14 protein-coding genes are annotated in these 20,758 nt (G+C 62.7%); 5 read left to right on the forward strand and 9 right to left on the reverse strand.

The window, feature by feature from the left end; genetic code table 11:
* Nucleotides 1-1,387: 1,387 nt before the first annotated feature.
* Nucleotides 1,388-1,948, forward strand: a complete 561-nt coding sequence (locus QN345_RS05935; protein ID WP_322136728.1) for a recombinase family protein — start codon at nt 1,388-1,390, stop codon at nt 1,946-1,948.
* 196 nt (nt 1,949-2,144) lie between these two features.
* Here the strand turns inward: QN345_RS05935 and QN345_RS05940 are convergent, their stop codons facing one another.
* From QN345_RS05940 to QN345_RS05950, 3 genes are read right to left on the reverse strand one after another with little or no spacing between them, the layout of a single operon-like run.
* Complete coding sequence (locus QN345_RS05940; protein ID WP_322136727.1) at nt 2,145-3,074, reverse strand: N-acetylglucosamine kinase; 930 nt, start codon at nt 3,072-3,074, stop codon at nt 2,145-2,147.
* On the reverse strand, nt 3,071-4,093 hold the full coding sequence (locus QN345_RS05945) for a glycoside hydrolase family 113 (RefSeq protein WP_416172969.1): 1,023 nt from the start codon (nt 4,091-4,093) through the stop codon (nt 3,071-3,073). The genes QN345_RS05940 and QN345_RS05945 overlap by 4 nt, the downstream gene beginning before the upstream one ends.
* Complete coding sequence (locus QN345_RS05950) at nt 4,090-6,708, reverse strand: glycoside hydrolase family 2 protein (protein ID WP_322140450.1); 2,619 nt, start codon at nt 6,706-6,708, stop codon at nt 4,090-4,092. The genes QN345_RS05945 and QN345_RS05950 overlap by 4 nt, the downstream gene beginning before the upstream one ends.
* 221 nt (nt 6,709-6,929) lie before the next feature.
* Between QN345_RS05950 and QN345_RS05955 the strand changes: the two genes are divergently transcribed.
* On the forward strand, nt 6,930-7,937 hold the full coding sequence (locus tag QN345_RS05955; RefSeq protein ID WP_322136724.1) for a LacI family DNA-binding transcriptional regulator: 1,008 nt from the start codon (nt 6,930-6,932) through the stop codon (nt 7,935-7,937).
* Between the two features lie 42 nt (nt 7,938-7,979).
* Here the strand turns inward: QN345_RS05955 and QN345_RS05960 are convergent, their stop codons facing one another.
* From QN345_RS05960 to QN345_RS05980, 5 genes are all read right to left on the reverse strand, one after another.
* Nucleotides 7,980-9,872, reverse strand: a complete 1,893-nt coding sequence (locus QN345_RS05960; protein ID WP_322136723.1) for an ABC transporter ATP-binding protein — start codon at nt 9,870-9,872, stop codon at nt 7,980-7,982.
* Between the two features lie 517 nt (nt 9,873-10,389).
* The gene (locus QN345_RS05965) at nt 10,390-12,828 is read right to left on the reverse strand and encodes a TIM-barrel domain-containing protein (protein WP_322136722.1); all 2,439 of its coding nucleotides are present in this window, start codon (nt 12,826-12,828) and stop codon (nt 10,390-10,392) included.
* Nucleotides 12,825-15,323 carry a glycoside hydrolase family 2 protein gene (locus QN345_RS05970; RefSeq protein ID WP_323508504.1) on the reverse strand — a complete coding sequence of 833 codons (2,499 nt, stop codon included), beginning with the start codon at nt 15,321-15,323 and terminating at the stop codon, nt 12,825-12,827. Before QN345_RS05970 ends, QN345_RS05965 begins: the two co-directional genes overlap by 4 nt.
* Before the next feature lie 35 nt (nt 15,324-15,358).
* Nucleotides 15,359-16,405: a LacI family DNA-binding transcriptional regulator gene (locus QN345_RS05975; protein WP_323508505.1), complete on the reverse strand. Its 1,047-nt coding sequence runs from the start codon at nt 16,403-16,405 to the stop codon at nt 15,359-15,361.
* A gap of 97 nt (nt 16,406-16,502) precedes the next feature.
* Nucleotides 16,503-16,706 carry a hypothetical protein gene (locus QN345_RS05980; protein ID WP_322136718.1) on the reverse strand — a complete coding sequence of 68 codons (204 nt, stop codon included), beginning with the start codon at nt 16,704-16,706 and terminating at the stop codon, nt 16,503-16,505.
* A gap of 250 nt (nt 16,707-16,956) precedes the next feature.
* Here QN345_RS05980 and QN345_RS05985 point away from each other — a divergent pair, with 250 nt between their 5' ends.
* The 3 genes from QN345_RS05985 to QN345_RS05995 all read left to right on the forward strand — a co-directional run bounded on the left by QN345_RS05985 (nt 16,957) and on the right by QN345_RS05995 (nt 20,169).
* Nucleotides 16,957-18,255 (forward strand): ABC transporter substrate-binding protein, encoded by a 1,299-nt coding sequence (locus tag QN345_RS05985; RefSeq protein WP_322136717.1) that lies wholly within the window; start codon nt 16,957-16,959, stop codon nt 18,253-18,255.
* A gap of 211 nt (nt 18,256-18,466) precedes the next feature.
* Nucleotides 18,467-19,279, forward strand: coding sequence for a sugar ABC transporter permease (locus QN345_RS05990; protein WP_322136716.1), 813 nt, complete (start codon nt 18,467-18,469; stop codon nt 19,277-19,279).
* Nucleotides 19,276-20,169: a carbohydrate ABC transporter permease gene (locus QN345_RS05995; protein ID WP_322136715.1), complete on the forward strand. Its 894-nt coding sequence runs from the start codon at nt 19,276-19,278 to the stop codon at nt 20,167-20,169. Before QN345_RS05990 ends, QN345_RS05995 begins: the two co-directional genes overlap by 4 nt.
* A 134-nt stretch (nt 20,170-20,303) precedes the next feature.
* On the opposite strand, the gene QN345_RS06000 is transcribed toward QN345_RS05995, so the two are convergent.
* A partial coding sequence (locus tag QN345_RS06000; protein ID WP_323507883.1) for an isochorismatase family protein occupies nt 20,304-20,758 on the reverse strand: 455 nt, incomplete at its 5' end.

Raw genomic sequence — 20,758 nt, forward strand, 5'->3', positions numbered from 1 at the left:
TTGATCACCTTCCATAATGGTTGGTGGCCCTATTTTCAGTTGGCGTTTCTGGCCCTGTTTTCGGTCGGCGTTAACAGGTGGGGATCGACGGTGTCCGCGCTCTTTGATAGGTGGACAGGTAACGCCAACGGCCTAGTTCTCAGCCGTCGTTGAAACAGGCGGGGGTTTGGGGGCTGGGTGTGCGGCGGTCAGGCTCGGGGGTGTGGCTGGTCGCGTGTTGATGGGGTATGAGGGGGACCGGCACATTAGAACCCGGCGATGTCCGCGTGGGTTCGCCGGGGGCTTCATGGAGCGGCCGCGAGGTGAGCTGCGGATCGGTGAGGGGCTTAGCGCCGAGCCGGAGTGCGAAGCGCTGACACAGGCCGTTGGTAGCTATCTCGGCCTTACGATTCCAGTGAGATAGGAATCGTTCGATCATGGCCGAACAGCTTGGGTTCAGGGGCAATTCAGATTTGGTCATCTCACTGAAATCGTAAGGCCGAGCTATCTCCGTAGGTTCGGGTTGCGCGGGCGGGTAGCGACCTCTGTGTGAATGCGAAAGTTCATATTGGTAGTTTCTAACGGGGCACGAGGCCAAGATCGATGCTAGCTAGCTAGCTAGCTAGCTAGCTAGCTAGCTAGCTACCTGCCTGCCTGCGTATCTACCTTTTTCGGGAGAGGAGCGGTGTTGCCGAAGATACTCGGCAAGTTCGGTTGGAAGTGGGAGGTGGGAGGACAGGCATTCGCCCGCTACCCTGCTATTGGTGACGACACGAGCGGTGGGCATCTCCGGTTGCAGGGCACCTGAGATCGACTTGATCCATCCCGCAGGAAGGTCGAGCCGTGCGAAGCCTGACTCGACCCTTGCGGTGTAGCCACTTAGAGGGAAGATTCTCCTCGCAAGGAATGTGCGTCCCCCTGGGCTCTGAGGGACACGGTAACCCCACGATCACTCCGTGAGGCTCTTCCGCCGAATGGCGATTCGGCGCGTCTCCGAGGCGACGCTCTGCCTGGGCGGCGGGGTGGGGCAACTGGTCGAGCCGGGCGGGATGAGATCACCGTTCACGAGGGATTCGACGATTCGGTCGCCAAATGCGACCTTCGGCAAGCTGGGCCGTGCCCACTTTTTGCCCACAGTTGTCGGAAATCGGCCTGATTCTGCTGGTGCCGGAGTGATCGAAAACGTTGAATTTACGCGGTTTTTAGCATGGATGGGAGCCCTAGCGGGCATAACAATAGGGTTCAAATCCCACCTGTACAGACTGCTGTGTGTCTTTTTGGGGTACACCCCAACTAGACATCAGGTGCAGGTACGCAGTTTCGTCCGAATAGGGTCCAATTCCTGTTAGTTGACAGCCCTCACTGTCGGGTCTTAGAGTTCAACCTGACAGAAAGGGCCGGAGGCTTCATGACGGGTCAACGAGTTGGATACGTGCGAGTCAGTACCCTCGATCAGAACACCGTCCGCCAACTGGATGGCGTTGACGTCGACCGGGTGTTCGAGGACAAGGCGTCGGGGAAAGATCTAAACCGGCCTGAGTTGGAGGAGCTGATCAAGTTCGTCCGGGATGGCGATACTGTTCTCGTTCACTCGATGGACCGCCTTGCCCGCAATTTGGAGGATCTCCGCTCGATCGTGCGCCAGCTCACGGCGAAGAAGGTCCGGGTCGAGTTCGTGAAAGAGCAGCTCTCCTTTACCGGGGAGGACAATGCGATGGCAAACTTGCTCCTCAATGTGATGGGGGCCTTTGCTGAGTTCGAGCGGTCTCTGATCCGTGAACGTCAGCGAGAGGGTATTGCCCTGGCGAAGAAGCGCGGCGTGTACCGTGGCCGCACCCCGTCACTTGACGCGCTCCGGGCCGCCGAGCTGCGCGAGAAGGCTGCTGCTGGCGTGCCGAAGGCCGCTCTCGCTCGAGACTTTGGGATCAGCCGCGAAACCGTGTACGCCTACCTCCGAGCCGAGGTCTGAAGAGCTGGCTGGTTGCTGCCGGAACACAGCTCCGCCGATTCCTCATCGGTCACGCCGGGCTAACGCCTTCTTCGAGGTGGGCTTTCTTTAGCCAGTTCGCCAGGCAGGGTTTGGAGATCCCGAAGCCTTTCGCGATCTCGTTATGGGGCTGCGTGCTTCCGGCGACTCAGATTTCTTTCTTGATAACTCGCGCGTATCAGTCGCGTGCGATCGCGACAAGGCCGCGCAACGCACTCTCCGCGCCGAGGTGGGGCAGCAGGGCGGCGCCGTCGAGGCCGTTCGCGGTCGGGAAGCGCAGGTCGACTGCGGGCCAGAACGCGCGCAGGTCCCGTTCGAAGCGACTCGCGATCTCGGGCGCGCGCAGCACCCCGCCGAGTCCGCCGACGACCGGTGCGGCACCATCGGCCTGTCCGACGCGCTGGAGTCCCGTGCGCACCGAGTGCACTAGCTCGGCGGCGGTGGCGTCGCAGATTTCCGCCGCGACGGCATCCGTTGGGGCAAGTCCGGTGACCGCGCGCGACCAGGACGCGATACGGCTGACCCGTAGTGGGTCGCCCTGCAGCTCTAGGTAAAGGGTCTCCAGGTTTGGGAATTCCGCGCGGACGGCCGCGGTGAGTGCCGTCGCCGGGCCTCGTCCGTCATAGTTGCGCATGACGGCGTCGAGGGCGGCGCGGCCGATCCAGTAGCCGCTGCCCGCGTCCGCGATCAGGTAGCCCCAGCCGTCGATTCTGGCCACGTTGTGGGCGCCGACCGCGAGGGTAACGACGCCGGTGCCGACTGCGATCACAGCGCCGAGGGTGTTGCCGAGGGACCCGAGGTAGGAGGTAACCGAGTCATGGGCGAGGAATACCTCCCGCACCCCGATTTCGCGGCCGAGCCGACGCAGTTCCGCGGCGTCGGCGTCTGATTGGGTGAAGCCGGAAATGCCAGCGCTCACGATGCCGATGGTGACGTCGGCGGCACCGGCTACCTGGGCTAAGACGTCAGCCAGTTGCGGGATCAGGTCCCGGTCGGTGCGGATGCCGTCGAAGTCAAACGTCTCCTGGCGGGTCTCACCGCTCTGCAGCACGGCACGGATGCCGGTCTGTCCGGCATCGATGGCGAGGTGACGGGATGCGTAATTCATGTGGTGCGGTGTCCTTGGAGAGTTTTGTATCGGTGGGTGAGGAACGTCCCGGCGGGTTTGCCGTACACACAGTAGTCATCGTTATCCGGCGCGGATGCGACCGGGTACAGGACGGCCGGCCAATCCCAGAACATGAAACCGATCATCCAGTCGCGGCTGGCCGTAGCGTTGAAGATGTGCTCGTAGTAGCGCAGCTGCTCGGCGCCGGAGGGCGTGCCCGGCAGCGCCCAGTCGTTGGGCTTGTCCGGTGATCCGGTGCGGCTTGGGCATCCCGCCTCGAGAAAGATGAATGGCTTGTCGAACTTTTCCACGACGCGCTCGATCCGGTCGAGCTCGGCCGGGAACGCTCCGATCGGGTAGTATCCACTCGACCCGATCACGTCCACGGCATCCCACCACGTGACGCGGTCTTCCTGGTATTTGTCGCAGTTGTAGGTCACGAGCCCCGAATATACCGAGCGCACCCGGGCGATGAGGTCACGCCAGTGCCGTACCTGCCCGTCGGCGCGCACCATCTCGCAGCCGATGCAGAAGAGGTCACAGCCTTCCTCCTCGGCGATCACAGCAGCGTGCAGGATGAACGCCGTGTAGGACTCGAACCACTCGGTCCAGGTGGGTTCACCGGGAACGTCCCAGTCGAAGAAGCCGATGAACGCCCGCCAGGTGCCGTCGGCGCAGTTGACGACGGGCTTGAGGCACACCTTGAGGTTGAGTGCCTTCGCCTCCCGGATCGCCTCGCGAATTTCCGGCTCGGTCACGGTTGGTTCTTCGTCGTACGAGATGTGCGTCGATTGGGCATTCTGCTGTATGGCCGCATAGGCGATCGCCGTCCAGTTGATGCCATGCTCGCTCATGAGCCGCATCGACGAGCGCGCTTCAGGGGTCGCCCAGGTGCCGCGCACGCCGGTCCAGCCCCAGGTCATTCCGCAGATGGGTCCGGTGAGAGCGGATGCCGGAGAGCGCCCGGCAGCTGCGGGCGCGGCCCCGGGAACGCCCATTCCGCCCTCGTTACCAGTCACGGCAGAACCAGCTGGTTCGCGCTGCGGAGCACGGCCGGAGCTGAGAGCCCTGCGATGTCGAGATCGAGAGTCGACGTGACGGCGAACACGACACTCTCGCCTGGAAGGAGGGTTACGAGCATGTCGTCGACCGTTCCGGCCGGGTCGACCTTGTCGACGAGAAGTGCGAGGTCGCGGGTGAGGCTTGCCGCGGTGACGGTGAGCTGGTACCCGCCGGGGACCTGCTCGAGGGCAGTCCCGAGCGCAGGCGCGTCGAGCCGGGTGTCGCGGGCCTCCGCGAAGAACCAGTGGCCGCGCACTCCGCCGAGGTCGGCGCGGATGAGCTCCGCCGCCGCATCCGTCGCCGCGGAAATGGATGCTGGTAGCGGCACGGACACTGTGGACCGCGGGGGCAGGGTGATCTGTTCGGTGTGTTCGGCCAGCAGGATCCCCGCGTACGTGAGTCGACGCACCCTGAGCTCGCCCGACCAGGGCTCGCTCGAGTCGTTGACGAGGACGGTCGAAAGGCCCATGCCCCCGTCGACGCTGCGGTCCGTAAGACCGTCGACGTCCGCGCTGGAGCGCTGCGGCTGCACGGTTACGAGCCGGTCGGTGTAGGCGTGGCGGAGCGCATAGAGCAGCGGTTTGGCCCGCCCGTACCCGTCGACGGCGGCCCAGCTTGTCACCGGCCAGCAGTCATTGAGCTGCCAGACGATGGAGCCCATACAGTGCGGCTGCAGCGACCGGAAGTACTCGATCGCCGTCTGGACCGCAAGCGCCTGGTTGAGCGACATCGCCCAGTGCCAATCGTCGATGTCCTCCGGCAGCGGAAAGTGCGCGAGGAGGCCATCGGTGAGCTTGACGTTGCCGTCCATTGCCTTCTGGTGCACGAGCATGCCGGGGGACTCGGGGGTGAGCGGCGCGTCGCTGATCGACTCGGTCATCGTCGACCAGGTCGGCGGGCCCTGCCAGCCGAACTCGGAGACGAACCGCGGGGTGTACGCGCGGTAGTCGGGGTAGTCGCGCAGGTTCCAGAGGTCCCAGATATGCATGGTGCCGAGATCGGGGTCGTTCGGGGAGTGGGCACCGGAGCGGCCGAGACCGTCGGCGTCACCGGGGGAAAAGGGGCTACCTGGCGTGTAACCCACGTGGGGGGCTAGCTCGGCGACGATCGCCGGGAACAGCTCGTAGTAGTACGTCTCGCCCCAGGTTTTACCGTCGAGGCGTTTCTTCCAGTTCCACTCTTCGTGGCCCCAGAGGTTCTCATTATTCCCGTTGAACACGACGAGCGAGGGATGCGCGGCGAGCCTCGCGACGTTGTCGCGCGCCTCCGCCTCCATTTCGCTGAAGAACGGCTCCTCTTCCGCATAGGCAGCGCAGGCGAGCAGGAAGTCCTGCCAGGTCAGCATGCCGCGCTCGTCGCACAGCTCGTAGAAGTCGTCAGCCTCGAAGATTCCGCCGCCCCAGACTCGCAGCAGGTTCAGGTTCGCGAACTCGGCCTGTTCGATCCTGGCGAGGTAACGGGTCCGGTCGACGCGGTGCGGAAAGGCGTCGTCGGGGATCCAGTTCGCGCCGCGCACGAAAATGGGCTGCCCGTTGACGACGATCGTGAACGGGGTGCCCGTGGTATCGGGGGTCGTCTCAAACGCCACCGTGCGGAATCCCACGCGCTTCGTCGCAGCGTCGAGCTCGATCACCTCGTCGTATCCGTCATCATCGCCGTGATGGGTGTTGAGGGTGACGTCGACGTCGTAGAGCGGTTGTTCGCCGTAGCCGCGCGGCCACCACAGAGCCACGTCCGTGACGTGCAGGGTCACGAGGGCAGTGGTGTCGCCGGCCTCGAGGATTGCGGTGCCCGACATGCCGTCGACGGATGCCGTAATGAGGAGCCGGACATCGCTCGCCCGTGCAACCTCGACGTTCACGGCGACTGTGCCGGCTGCGCGGACGGTGCCGGCTACGGTATCCGCTGGATCGACCGTGTCGACGGTCGCGATCGGCCGAATGCTCTCGATCCGGGCAGTCGACCATTCTTCGAGGGAGACTGGGCGCCAGATCCCCGAGGTCGAGGTGTCGATTCCCCAGTCCCAGCCGAAGCTGCACGCCATCTTGCGGATTGCATTGTAGGGGTGGTGGTTAACGTGCGGACGGTATCCGAGCTGGAGGCTCGCTGCGTCGGCGGCCCGGATCGGCGACGCGAAGAACACGTCGATTTCGTTGAGCCCTGCCCTGACGTACGGGCGCAGGTTGAACCGGTAGCTGCGGTGCATGTTGCGGGTGGTTCCGACCCGGTTTCCATTGACAAAGATGGACGCGATCGTGTCGAGGCCGTCGAAGACGATCTCGGACTGGGTCGTGGAGCCCGGCTGCCAAACGAAGGTGGTCGTGTAACGCCAATCGGTGAGGCCGATCCAGCCGAGCAGTTTTTCGTTGCCGTCGAGGTAGGGGTCGGGGATGAGCCCGGCCGCAAGGAGGTCGGTGTGCACCGATCCCGGAACGGTCGCCGGGATCGCACGTAGGCCAATGTTCGGGGGCACCGGCCCGCCCTGGGCAGTCACGGTCCAATCGACGCCGAGGGGGCGGCGAAACGGATGGCGGAGAATCGGAGCGGCGATGGTCTGTGCGGTGGCGGACATTGAGCGGTGACTCCAGACTTGTTGGTGAGGGACAGCAACCAACCTCGAAATGTCAACGCTGTCTCTGGTTTTTCGAGTGTAGCATTGGCGGAAATCCGGGCATGATATCTCTCGTAAAATGTGGCTTAAGAGCCGCTTGCGTTCACGTAGGTTCCGAGGCCTGTGTCTCACCTTGACATAGAGCACTTGCTAGACTACTCGTGGCCGACTGGGGAGATAGTATGACGACGCAAGCGAGAGCGACCCTGGCCGATGTTGCCCGGTTGGCCGATGTGAGTTCGAAGACAGTGTCGCGGGTTTTCTCCGGAGACGGCATCGTGAGTGCGGTCACCCGGGAGCGGGTGTTGAGCGCGGCGAAGCGATTGCGGTTCCGGCCGAATGTCCTCGCGCGCAGTCTCCGCCACGGTGGGGTGTCCAACACGGTAGCCTTCGTGATCGGCGACATCACAAACCCGTTTTATTTCCACGTTGCGGCCGGGATTGAGCGCGAACTGGCCGACAACGGGTTAACTATGGTGCTCTCTTCGACAGATGACTCGGCCGAGAGTGAGGAGGGTGTCGTTGATTCCCTGCTCGCCCAGCGCGTGCGTGCGCTTCTGCTGATTCCGATCGCGGCTGACCAGTCCTACCTCGATGGGGAACGCCAATTGGGCACCCCGATCGTGAGTGTCGACCGACCTGCCAGCAATCTGCTGGCCGACTCCGTCGTGCTCCAGAACCGAGAGGGAATGCGGGAAGCCGTGCGTTCCCTCATTAAGCTCGGTCACCGAAAGATCGGATTCGTGAGCAACCCCTCCGCCATCTACACCTTGCGCGAGCGGCTCGCGGGCTATCGTGAAGCCCTTGCCGAAGCCGGGATCGCCGACAACGCGCGATACGAAAGGTGCAACGACGACCCGGCCGTATCTGCAGAGAGTGCCGTCGCGAGTTTGTTTGATCAGGCCGACCCGCCCACTGCGCTTGTGACGGGGAATAACCGGGCAAGCTCGGGAGCGCTTCGCGTGCTCCGCGGTCGAGAGCCGCGGGTCGCGTTCATTGGTTTTGACGATTTTGACCTTGCCGATGCGCTGGACATCACCGTCGTCGCCTACGACACCAGGGAGATCGGGAGAGCGGCCGCGCGTCTCGCACTCGACCGTCTCGAGGACCCGACCAGCTTCATCCGGCAGATCGAAATTCCGACCCGCCTCATTCACCGCGGTTCAGGCGAGATCAGCCCGCCGACCTGACCCGCCGCCACGCACTCGTCCCAAACGGACGGGGATACGTTCTCAGGTCGTCTGACGCGAGACGATGTGGGCGTACCGGTTGCCGAGGTTCATGAGCTCGTCGTGGGTTCCAAGTTCGACGATGCGACCGTTCTCGAGGTACGCAATCCGATCGGCCGTGCGGATGGTCGACAGTCGGTGGGCAGCGATGATGGTCGTGCGGTCGCGGAAGAGAGTGGCGAGGGCGTCCTTGACCATTGTTTCGGAATCGGCATCCAGGGCGCTCGTCGGCTCGTCCAGAATGAGGATGCGCGGATCGCGGACGAGGGCGCGAGCGATCGCCAACCGTTGGCGCTGGCCGCCGGAGAGTCCGGAGCCGCGGTCGCCGATGATCCGATCGAGGCCGGTGGGCATCGGGACGGTGATGCGCCCGGTCACAAGCCCGAGACCATGGATAATTCCGGTGGGCGGATGCGGGGATTCTTGGTTCGACGACCCGCCCACGGCGTCCGTAACATTCGCTCCCGTTGGGCCGAGGTTCAGGAAATCGAGAGCATTCGCGCCGCGCAGGGCTTTGAGGATGCCGTCGTCGGTGATGCCCGTGAGCCCATAGGCGACATTGTCGCGGATGCTGCCCTCGAACAACACCGACTCCTGCGGCACGACTGAAACGAACGAGCGTGCACTGCGCATGTCGAGGCTGTTCATGTCGACGCCGTCCAGCAGCACCTGTCCGCTTCCGGCCCGCACGAACCCGAGGATGAGATTAAGCAGCGTCGACTTTCCCGAGCCCGAGGGTCCGACGAGCGCGATTGTCTCGCCGGCCCGGATAGACAGGGAGATATCGGTGAGCGCAGGCCGGCCACCGGGATAGCTGAAGCTCACGTGGTCGAGCTTGATCGTGCCCTCAACCTTGTCGACGCGGGTACGGCCCTCGTTGACTTCGACGTCAGGGTCCTGCATGACCTCGGCGATGGAACGCATTGATTCGAGCCCGCGAGTGAGCACCGGAGCCACATTGAGGAGGGCAACGATTCCACCGGTCAGGATGGTGAAGTACGTGCTGAGCAGTACGACCTGTCCCGGCGTGATGGAGATGACCTGGGTTATTGACGCCGCGGCGGCTCCGACCAGGCACGCGACCCCGAGTACCTGGTAAGAGACCCAAGAAAAGGCTCCAAACCGGCCGTTGAGGGTGTCGAGCTGTTGCCCGGCGATGCTCACGCTCTCGGCCTGCCCGGCGACCCGTTCGGCGGCGACGGCCTCGAGCCCGTGGCCCCGGGTGATCGGGATGAGGGCGGCCATTTCGCCGATGCCGGTCGAGAATCGTTCGACCTCGTGGCGGAAGGTCTCGTTGCGGATGGCCGCTCGGGAGCGGATCCAGCGTACGAGTATGGCCGCCACGGGCACGGTCACGGCGAACACCCCGACGAAGGCGGGAACTGAGATCGCTGTGACGATTACGGCGCCGGCCAGGGTGAACACGGTCGACAGTACGGTTGGTAAGGCTTGTTGCATCATTAGTTCAAGATTTTCGACGTCGCGTACGACTTTGCTTTGCACGATCGAGGCGCTGTGGCGGTTGTGAAAGCCAATGGAGAGGCGCTGCATCTGTTCGGTAAGTGCATTGCGCTGGTCGGCGGCCATCGATCGGGTGGCAAGGCTGGAACCACGCACGAAGATCATGTGGAACGGATAGTTGAGCGCCAGTAACGCAATGATGAATGCCGCGAAGACCCACAGGGAATCCAGCGATCCGCGGCGCACGACGAGATCGATGATCGCCGCAGTGAGCGGCGGAAGCACCCACATCGGAGAGTCCTTGATAAGAAACGCAAGCGCGGCGAACCACAGCCGGATGCGGTAGGGCCGCAGTAGCCTCAGGAACGACCGCAGCGGTTCGGACTTCACGACCTCGAGTTCGATCGCAGTCGGGCGGGGATTGGTGGCACTCATGGCGCAGCTTTCAGGGCCGCGCGGGCGGCCTACGGGACAGTCGCCCGGTGATCCGAGCGTCTGTCGATGAGGTTCTTGGAGAAAACCGGCTTCGCCGGGGTACCGCCACACCCCGGCGTCCGGCCACGGCGTCCGGCCTCGGCGGGTGATCAGGTTAAGCCTAGCGCCCGCGTTTGGAACGGAGTCCCGCGCCCGGTTAGATCACGGCGAGTCGATCCATCACGGTGGTGCCGGCATTGACAAAGAGGACCACGTCGCGGACCGAGGTGACTTGGCTCACGTCGCGGCCCGGGGTGGACCTCCTTGGAGCCGCCTCGTTGCGGCTACCTCCTATTTGAGGCCACCGAATCCTACATGTCAAGGTGGACACTTGTTTTGTCTCATAGAACATTGTGAGAGTTTTTTACGGTCTTTCATGGGCTTTCTACAAAATGACAGCGTAGTCATTGATTGCGGTTTGGCTTACATTGTTGTCATACTGAAGGCACGCGCGCCCGCGGGGGCGCGTGCCGGTCTTTCAGCGCAGGATCGTGCGTAGCTCCTGGCCGACATAGGCGATCTGGAGGGCGATGTCCGTCGATGTTGGCGCGTTGTTGGTCGGTTCGCCGATGAAGATGGGGATGATCGCGCGGGTGGCGGGCATGCCGGGGAAGCTGCCGGTTCTGGCGTCGACGATGAGCGTCCGCTCCAATTCCGACCATCGCAGAGTCATGGTGCTGAACTCGCCGTTCTCGTAGCCGTAGCCATCACCGGCATCCTCGTAGAGATCGAAGGTTACGTCGGCGCCGGGGTAGATCCGCACCTCCAGGGGGCCGAAGACATTCTCGCCGGTGTGCTGGACCGCGGGTCCAAGGGGCAGTAGGCTGCCGGCCCGCACGAAGACGGGGATCGTCTCCAGTGACGCGGCGACTTCGATGGTCTGGCCGCCCTCGAAGCGCTCGGAGGTCCAGAAGTCGTACCAGTTGCAGCCGGACGGGAGATAGACCGACCGGGTGGTGGGGCGTCCCTGTACGGGCTCCGAATCAGGGCCGAAATACATCGGCTCAGTGATGGGGCAGATCAGGAGCGACGGGCCGAGCATGAACTCATCGTCGACGTCGTACACCCGCGGGTCGTGGCGGAAGTCGAAGACGAGCGAACGCATCGGGGTGTAGTCGCGCTGGGTTGTCCAGCCGCTGAGCGAGTACAGGTAGGGGAGTAGTCGATAGCGCAAGCGGATGAAGGCGCAGATGGTGTCGTAGCTGGCGTCTCCCACGTCACCGAACCGCCACGGTTCGCGGGGCGTGTCCCGGCCGTGGGAGCGGAAGATGGGCAGGAAGGTGCCCATCTGCAGCCACCGGACGTAGAGTTCCCGGTAGCCTAGGTCGGCGCTGCCCTCCGCGAAGTCACCCTCCCAGAACCACAGCGGGCCCGGGGTGACGAAGTAAGCGCCTATATCGAATGTCCAGTATGGGGTGCCTGTGACGCACAGGTTGAGCCCGGCGGAGATCTGCCGTCGCAAGGCTAACCAAGTCGCCGAGGTGTCGCCGGACCAGGTGACCGCGCTGTAGCGTTGCTGGCCGACGAAGCCCGAGCGTGTGAGCAAGAACACACGTTTGTCGTTGCCGGCGGCTCGCTGGCCCTCGTAGAGTCCTTCGGAGTGCAGGAGTGAATAGGCGTTGATGTGCTCCGGGTCGAGGTACTTCTTCAGCTCGCCGGCATTGATGAGCAGGCGCTGCCAGGGCTCCGGTTTAACGATCCCCTTCCAGTCGCCCTCGAACGGTTCGGTGCAGTCTGCCCAGAACGCGTCGACGCCGTGGCTGAAGTAGCCCTCGTTCACCTGCTTCCAATACCGGGCCCTGGCATCCGCGTCGAACGCATCGTAGGTGGAGCCGTCGCCGAGGAGCTCCCCGTGGGCACGGAACTCGGCCTGGTTGGGTCCGTCGTTTTGCATGTTCGGCCAGATGGAGACCATCAGCTTCGCGCCGAGATCGTGCAGCTCTTCGATCAGCCGTGTCGGGTCGGGGTACCGGTCAGGGTCCAGCGACTTCTGTCCCCAGAGTCCCTCCGGCCAGTGCTTCCAGTCCTGCACGATGCAGTCGAGGGGGATATCCCGCCGCCGGTACTCGCGGACGATGTCGAGGAGCTCGTCGGCGTTCTCGTACCGGTCCTTGGACTGGATGTAGCCAAGGGACCAGCGAGGAAGCATCGGAGCCCCTCCGGTCAGGGTGCGGATGTGGTGGACGATGTCATCCAGTTCGGGGCCTGCAATGACGTAAAAGTCCATCTCGTCATCGACTTCAGTCCAGAAGTAGCTCCCGGCCTGGTCATCGTGGAAAGAGGCGAGAGCCTGGCTGTCCCACATGATGGCGTAGCCCCGCGTCGAGACGAGCACGGGCGCCACGATCTTCATGTTCTGCTGGTACAGGTCCTCGTGGTGACCGCGATAGTTGAAGACGCCCTCGTCATGCTGGCCGAGCCCGTAGAGGGCCTCGCCGTCGCTGAACTCAAGTCGGAGCTTCGTCGAGTACGCCTGGCGGTCGACCAGTTGCTTCGTCTGGCCCACGACGGACTTCTCGCCGTCGGCGCCGAGTGCGGTGGTGATCACGGTGTCTTCGGAGAAGACGGAACGCAGGACGTCGATCTCCTCAAGCACTTTCGTGTCCGCGCGATCGTGCGGCTCACGGAACAGGAGTCGCCCGGTCTCGTCGGTCCAGGTGAACGCGCCGAACTGTTTGTCGATGACGAGCCGCAGCCGGGGAATGGAGAGCACCAGCTGATCGGCGGAATCGGCGACGTCCGGAGCCGATCGCTCGTTACCGCCGACCACCATGAGGCTCTCATCGGAGCCGAAGACCGGTCGACCCGTGAAGACGACCCGCATTACTTGCTCACCGAGGCGCTGCACTTTCAGCCGCCCGGTTGATGTGACAATGACCACGCCATCCGCTTCACTGTGATGAGCCTGAATCTTCATACGGTCCCTTTCTGGGTGAGGGCGGCGGGGTGCCGGAGGTTGTTCGCGCTCTGGAGAACCGGTCGGGTGGTGAGATCATCGACGGGCAGTTCTTCGCCGCTGAGGACGAGGAATCGGTGACTCTCGCCGGGTAGCAGGGTCACGAGCATCTCGTCCACCGTGGCCATCGGGTCGAGGCGATCCGGATTTAGCACGATGTCCTTCACGAAATTGTTGGCGGTGACGGTGAGGGAATATCCGACGTCCTCACGCTCGACCGTGGTGCTGAACTCCGCCTGGGGCAGGCTCAACTCGACGTCTTCGACGAAGTAGGAGAATGCACGGGCGGAAGCATCCGCCTCGGCGACAATGAGCTCGTTCCGTGCGTCTGCAGGCACCGTCAGGGACTCGGAGAGGAGGATGGTCTGGTTGGTACGTGAAGCCACGTTGAACCGAAGGTGCTCGGCGGCGAGCTCTGTTCCGGTGAGGCTCAGGCGCCGGACGGCGACGGTACCCGTCCAAGCATGGGGACTGTCGTTGCTCACGATGAGGGCGAGGCCGGCGCCTCGGGGCTGGACTAGGAGCAGGCGGGGCGCGTTGAGTGCCCGCAGTGCGTACCACAGCGGCTTGCGTCTGCCAGCCTTGTCGACGGCCGCCCAGCTGATAGCGGGCCAGCAATCGTTGAGTTGCCAGACCAGCGAGCCGGAAGTGCGCGGGGAATGCGAACGGAAGTGCTTGACGCCGCAGGAGATTGCGCGGGCCTGGTTCAGCTGGGTCGCGAAGTGCCAGTCGTCGAAGGTCGTGGGTGCAGGCAGGTGCAGTGCATAGCCGCGGTCGAGCTTGCCATTGCCGTCGACCGCCTTCTGGTGGGCGGCCATGCCGGGGGAATCCGGCAGCATAGGGTCGTCGTCAATGGCGCTCGTGAGGGTTGAGTAGTCGGCGGGACCTTGGAAACCAAATTCGGCGACGAAACGCGGCACCGAGTTGCGGTAGGTCAGGTAGTCCTCGCTGAACCAGACCTTCCAGCTGTGCACAGGGCCGTGGTTTGGATCGCGAGGATCGGCGTAATCGGCGGGGGAGAATGGAGTCGACGGGAGGTAGCCACGCCCGGGGTCGAGTTCGGCCAAAATACTCGGGAGTAGGTCGTCGTAGTAGCCGCGTCCCCAGGTCTCGCCCTCCTGCATCCGCTCCTTGAAACCCCAGTGGAAGTAACCCTCGATGTTTTCGTTGCTGCCGTTCCAGAAGACAAGGGAGGGGTTTGGGGCAAGACGGGCGACATTCTCACGAGCCTCCGCTTCGACTTCGGCCCACATCTCCGGGGCCTCCGAGTAGATCGCGCAAGCAAACAGGAAGTCCTGCCACAACAGAATCCCCTCCCGGTTGCAGATGTCGTAAAGGTCGTTGCTCTCGTAGATACCGCCACCCCAGATGCGGAGCATGTTCATATTGGCCTCGACGGCGTCGCGAACCCCGCGTTCATAGTCGTCCCGGGTCACGCGGGGCAGGAAACAATCGTCAGGGATCCAGTTCGCGCCCTTGATGTAGACGAATTGCCCGTTGACGTGGAATTCGAAACCGGTGCCGAAGTCGTCGGGATTCATCCGCACCTCGACCGTGCGGAACCCGACATCGTGCGTCCAGGTGTCGAGTTCCTCGGCGTCCCGGGACACTCGCACGTCCAGGTGGTAGAGCGGTTGGTCGCCGTAGCCCCTCGGCCACCATAGTTCCGCATTATCAATCTTGAGGCTGAGGACGGAGGAGGACCGTTCAACTGTCCCGCTCGTGTGCACCGCGGTTCCGTCGGGGGCCGTGAGAATGGCCTCGAGGAGCAGCTCGGTATGCGCAGCAGATTCGAGGTCGGTACGTTCGAGCTCGACGTGGACTTCGACGAGACCGCCACCGTCGGAATCCACGCTGACTCGAGGAATGACCTGTGCCAGTCGGGCGACGGACCATTGGTGCAGGTAGAGGGGCCGCCAGATCCCTGAGGTCGTGAGTGTGGGCCCCCAGTCCCAGCCGAAGTTGCACGCCATCTTGCGCAGGGCGTTATAGGGCAGCGCATCGGCGACCAGCGGTTTGGCACCGATCCGTAGCTCCGATTCGCGCGCAGAGCGGAGGGGTGAAGCGAGATCGACCGTCAGTTCGTTGCTGCTCGCGCGGATCAATGAACGCACGTCGAAGCGATAGGACCGATGCTGGTTCTTGGTCTCTCCAACGAGCGCGCCGTTGAACGTTACGGTTGCAACCGTGTCCAGGCCCTCGGCAACGAGGTCGACGCGTTCGTGGCCCTCGTCGGTGAAGGCGAACGAGGTTTGGTAGCGTACGTCGGTTTCTCCGATCCACTTCACCGCGTTCTCGTTGGTGTTGAGATACGGGTCCGGGATCAAGCCCCGCGCTAGCAGGTCAGTGTGCACGGTCCCTGGAACGGTCGCCGGAATGTCCCGCGGAAGACCTTCGGGGACAGGGCCAGCCATCAGGTTCAGGGTCCAATTGTCGTTTAGCGGTGTGCGGTGCACAGTGTCTCTCCCTATTGCTCGTACAGGTAGTTCTCTTACAAGTGCGGAACGTGCGCGGCGGCCCGCGGCGGATACTCCCCCGACCCGCGCTGGACGACGTGTGTGGGGATATCGACCCGCACCGGGGGCCCGAGTCGATCCTGGAGCCGCTGCATCATGAGCCTCACGGCTTGGCGGCCAAGCTCGGCCGGGTCGTAGGTCACGACGCTGATGCCCCAGGCATCAGCGAGATCGAAGTCGTCGAAGCCGATGAACGCGAACTCTTGGAACCGTCGTCCTAGCTCCCGAATCACGCCAGCGCTCGCCCGGTTGTTCCCCGCGATGATGGCCGTTGGCGGGTCTGGCAGTGCGAGCAGTTCCCGCACCGATTCCTCTTCGCTTCGTCCCGTGACGGGTTCAAGGCGCTCCCAGTGGACGGAGTCGGAGACGCCGCCTTCTCTCATGGCCGAGCGAAAACCGCGCAGGCGTTCCTGGTGGGTGTAGAGCTCGGCGGGACTGCACACGAATCCGATCCGCCGGTGACCTGCCTGCAGCAGACTTCGCGTGGCATCCACTGTGCCCCGGAAGTTGTCTAGGACCACGGCATCGGCGATGAGGTTGCGGGCGGGACGGTCGATACAGACAACCGGCGTGCCGAGCTGGCGTTCGTTTTCGAGGTAGGCCTGATCATCGGCGATCGGCACCATCAGAAGCCCGCGAACTCGGTGCTTGAGCAGATTCTCGACAACCTTCCGCTCGCTCTGGGGGTCGTCGTGAGTGGCCGCCAAGATCATCATGAGCTCGTGCTGTGCAAGCTCCTCCTCGACACCCGCAGCGACCTTGACATAAAAGGGGTTCGCGAGATCGCCGATGACGAAGGCGACGGTATCCGTGACGCTTCCGTGACGCAAGCTTCTGGCCAGATGGTTGGGGCGGAATCGGAGTGTTTGCGCGGCGGAGAGGACCCGGTCCCTGGTCGCGACGGAGACACTGCCACTGTCCGTCACGACGCGTGAAACGGTCTTTGCGCTCACGCCGGCGAGGCGACCCACATCGGCGAGTGTCGCTCGCGACTGGGGGAGGGCGGCAAGATCCCGCAACACGGAGCCGGGATCGTGCCTCAGGGGTACCGACGGTGCACGCGCGACTGATGACGACTCCGGCTCGATCATGACGCAACCGTAGCACGGCGTCACTACTTCATGTCAGCGCTGACAAATTTTCCCGCGACAGGCCATAGAGCACTAATTCCGCGGGGTGTTTTTCATTGAAAAATGGCAGACGAATAGGCACTTGCGCGGTTGCGTAATCCGACAGTGCACTCCAAGCGCGCAAATTTAGCTCAATACTGAACACTGCAAATTGCTGATCAAGCGATAAATTTAAACCGACCTGGGTTGTCAAATCTATTGGAGGGTACCGGGATCGAGCGGTATGCGAGCGGCGGTTTAAACACGCTATAACGGTCCCGCCGCTGGCTCCGAAAATTACATTGACTCTTGTGTCAACGCTGATATGCTGTGCTCACTGATCGCGTCAGGCCGGGACTAATCCGTTCGCGCCGAGAGCGCGGTTGGTTGGATGAAGCTGACGACAGCGTTCACCGGTCACGCTCGTCCATTGACGCACCAACATTGGAGATCCAGAGATGGCAATGAAGCACATCACAGGCGTTGCGGGCGTAGTCGTAGCCGCGATGATGCTCGCCGGTTGTAGTTCCGGCGGCACCACGGCAACGGATTCCTCGGGCAATCCGACCGGCGATATCACGGTCCTGACGAATCGTACCGACCTTGTCGATACCGTGTTCGCAGACTACAAGGCCACATTCGAGAAGAAGTACCCCGACGTCAAAGTGACCTTCGAGGCCATCACTGACTACGAGAGCGAAGTGACCACCCGGCTTGGAACGAAGGACTATGGCGACGTCCTCGGTATCCCGGCGTCGGTCACCAAGGATCAGCTCGCGAACTTCTTCGAACCTCTCGGCAAGGTCACCGACATGGCGAAGGACTATCGCTTTATCGCCGAGCAGGCGTTCGACGGGACTGTGTACGGTCTGCCCACCTTCGGTGGGGCCAACGGTTTCGTGTACAACAAGAAGACCTGGGCGGATGCCGGAGTCACGACCAACCCCAAGACTCCCGAAGAGTTCATCACCGACCTCAAGGCTATCCAGGCCAAGGGTGCAGCGATTCCGCTCTACACGAACTATAAAGACGGCTGGCCCCTCGGCCAGTGGCAGGGGTTCCGCGGCACGTCGGGCGATAAGGAAATCGTACAGACGATGGACAAGTCGGACGCACCCTGGTCCGCAGGGAGCGACCAGTACCTCATTGATTCCCTGCTCTTCAATGCGGTGAGTAACAAGCTCACCGAACCGGACCCGCTAACCACAAGCTGGGAAGGCTCGAAAGGTCTGCTGGCAACCGGAAAGGTTGGCACGATGGCACTCGGGTCCTGGGCCATCGTCCAGTTCCAGAAGGCCGCAAAGGATGCCGGAGCCGATCCTGCGGACATCGGCTACATGCCGTTCCCGCACCAGGTCGACGGTAAGTTCCACTCTGTCATCGCGGGGGACTTCAAGAACGCCATCAACATCAATTCCACGCACAAGGCCGCCGCGCGGGCCTGGATCGACTGGTTCACCAACGATTCCGGATTTGCCGCCAGCCAGGGTGCAATCACTCCGAAGGTCGGCAGCGAGAACCCGTCAACACTGGCGGACTTCACGAAGGCTGACGTGCAATACCTCGAATTGACGCCGGCACCGACGGACCAAGCCACGGTCGATTCCGACATCTACAACGGCGCGAACATCGACCTCTTCGGTCAGGTCTATCGCCAGAAGCTCGTAGACATTGCCCGCGGGGCAGCGAAGGGCGACATGAACTCGTACTTCGACGAGCTCAACCAGCGGTGGGCGGCCGCCAAGGCCAAGGCCGGCAAGTAACACTCCCTCATCGCACGATCGCACCGCAGGGGGCAACACCTCCGGAAAGCAGACAACAATGTCTCAATTGACCGGCTTAGCCGGCACTACCGGGGGTGTTCCCCCCTTAACGGCGACCATCCCGGCCGCGGGCGTCGGCAGGAATGCCCCTTGGCGCCAGCGACCGAAATGGGTCACACCGTGGCTTTTCCTGCTCGCACCACTCGGGCTGTTGATCACGTTCACCTACATCCCCGTCGTGAACATGATCTGGTACAGCTTCACCTCGTGGAATGGCATCTCAAAGGTCCAGCAGGTGGTCGGACTCGACAACTACGGTCAAATCTTCAGTGATCCGACCATCTTCAACGTCTTCTACGTCAGCCTGTTCTATGTCGGCGCTTCTATCCTGCAGATGGGCCTTGCCCTCTACTTCGCGACAATCCTCAGCTTCAAGACGCGATTCCGGAACTTCTTCAAAGGAGTGCTGTTCTTTCCCTACCTGATCAACGGAGTCGCAATCGGCCTCGTCTTCTTGTATTTCTTCCAGCCCGGCGGAACGCTCGACCTAATCCTGAAAAACTTCGGATTGGCGCAGCTGACCACCCAGTGGCTCGGCAACCCCGACGTCGCGAACTTCTCGCTCGCGGGGACATCCGTCTGGCGGTACACGGGACTGAACTTCGTTCTCTTCCTGGGAGCGATCCAGTCGATTCCCGCGCAACTGTATGAGGCGGCTGACCTCGACGGCGCCAACAAATGGCAGCAGTTCCGATTCATCATCATGCCGGGGATCAAGCGCATCATCAGCCTGTCATTCATCCTCGCCATTTCGGGAAGCCTCGCAGTCTTCGAGATCCCGTTCATCATGACGGGCGGTGCCAACGGCACCGCGACCTTCGTGATCACGACCATTCAGCAAGCCTTCACCTTCCGGCACGTCGGGCTTGCGTCGGCGATGGCAGTCATCCTGCTCCTGATTGTGCTGATAGTCACCTACGTCCAGCGCAAGCTGGTACCAGACGATGAGGTAAACATCTCATGACCGAACTGAAAACCACGCCAGTAGCGCAGAAGCACGGCGCTACTCCGGTGCTCCCCAACCACCGCCTTCGGGCGGCAGTCATGACGACACTGAAGTACCTCACCCTCGTCGTCGCTGCAATCGTCACCCTGCTGCCGCTAGGCGTCGTGTTCATGACCGCGTTCAAAACGAAGAACGAGTACCTAAACTCGGGGCCGGCCGACCTGCCCCAAAACTGGTTCAACTTCGCCAACTTCGCCACTGCGCTAGACAAGGGGCACATGCTCCAAGGCTTCGCGAACACGGGTTTCATCCTGGTGATCTCCGTGCTGGGAACCCTCGTCATCGGCACCATGACCGCGTATGCAATCGATAGGTTCGACTTCCGATTCAAGAAGGTCGTCCTGATGATGTTCCTGCTAGCGACGCTCGTTCCCGCAGTGACAACCCAGGTGGCAACGTTCCAGGTGGTCAATAACCTTGGACTTTTCAATACCTATTGGGCGGCGATCGCGCTCTTCCTCGGGACCGACATCATCTCCATCTACATTTTTGTTCAATTCATGCAATCCATTCCCCGCGAACTCGACGAAGCCGCGATGCTAGACGGCGCAAACCGTTTCGTAATCTACTGGCGGATCATCCTTCCGCTCCTCAAGCCCGCGATCGCCACTGTCGTCATCATTAAGGGCATCGCGATCTACAACGAGTTCTACATCCCGTTCCTCTACATGCCCTCGCAACAACTGGGTGTCATCTCAACCTCACTCTTCCGGTTCAAAGGGCCCTTCGGCGCCCAATGGGAAGTCATCTCCGCGGGCACAATGCTCGTCATCATCCCCACGGTCATCGTCTTCCTGGTGCTGCAACGATTCATCTACAACGGCTTCACGCAGGGCGCCACCAAGTAAAACGATCGGTGCGGCGGATAGCCCAGGTCGTTCAAGATATACGCTCGCAAGATCCGCCTGCTGGTTGCGCCTCGCGTGCGGTGGGCTGGCCTCGGAGTAGTGTCGCGTTGTCGACCCGGCCGGGCAGGATGCCGCTAGTGAGCCGAGATCGGAGCGAGGTGGAGGTCGGCGGCGGCGAGCACGTCGGCACCCGCGTCGCGGAGGGTGGCCATGAAGGCGGCCTGGACGGATGCCCCCGGAACCTCGGTGCCTTCGAACTCGAAGTCGGGTGCGGCGCAGGCGTCGTGCACGACCGTAACGACTAACCCGAGGTCGAGGGCGGCCCGGGCGGTCGCGTCGATGCACATGCTGCTCATCATGCCCATGATGACGAGGTGTTCGATGTCCTCGTCCCGGAGCAGCTGTTCGAGTCCGGTGCCGATGAAGGCGTTCGGGGAGCCTTTGGTCAAGTGGTGTTCGGTCGCCACCGGCGCCAGGAGTGGGTAGATCTCGGCCCCTGCGGTCCCGGGGACGAAGAACGTCGCATCCGGTTCGGTGGCGAGGTGCTGGAAGTGGATGATGGGGGTGCCGGTGGCACGGGCCGTGTCGA

Source organism: Cryobacterium sp. 10I1, assembly GCF_035019805.1.
Classification (GTDB): Bacteria; Actinomycetota; Actinomycetes; order Actinomycetales; family Microbacteriaceae; genus Cryobacterium; species Cryobacterium glucosi.

Coding starts and splice junctions, on each gene's coding strand:
- QN345_RS05940 (WP_322136727.1), bottom strand. CDS start 3,074: ATGAATTACGCATCCCGTCACCTCGCCATCGATGCCGGACAGACCGGC.
- QN345_RS05950 (WP_322140450.1), bottom strand. CDS start 6,708: ATGTCCGCCACCGCACAGACCATCGCCGCTCCGATTCTCCGCCATCCG.
- QN345_RS05995 (WP_322136715.1), top strand. CDS start 19,276: ATGACCGAACTGAAAACCACGCCAGTAGCGCAGAAGCACGGCGCTACT.
- QN345_RS05985 (WP_322136717.1), top strand. CDS start 16,957: ATGAAGCACATCACAGGCGTTGCGGGCGTAGTCGTAGCCGCGATGATG.
- QN345_RS05955 (WP_322136724.1), top strand. CDS start 6,930: ATGACGACGCAAGCGAGAGCGACCCTGGCCGATGTTGCCCGGTTGGCC.
- QN345_RS05935 (WP_322136728.1), top strand. CDS start 1,388: ATGACGGGTCAACGAGTTGGATACGTGCGAGTCAGTACCCTCGATCAG.
- QN345_RS05960 (WP_322136723.1), bottom strand. CDS start 9,872: ATGAGTGCCACCAATCCCCGCCCGACTGCGATCGAACTCGAGGTCGTG.
- QN345_RS05965 (WP_322136722.1), bottom strand. CDS start 12,828: ATGAAGATTCAGGCTCATCACAGTGAAGCGGATGGCGTGGTCATTGTC.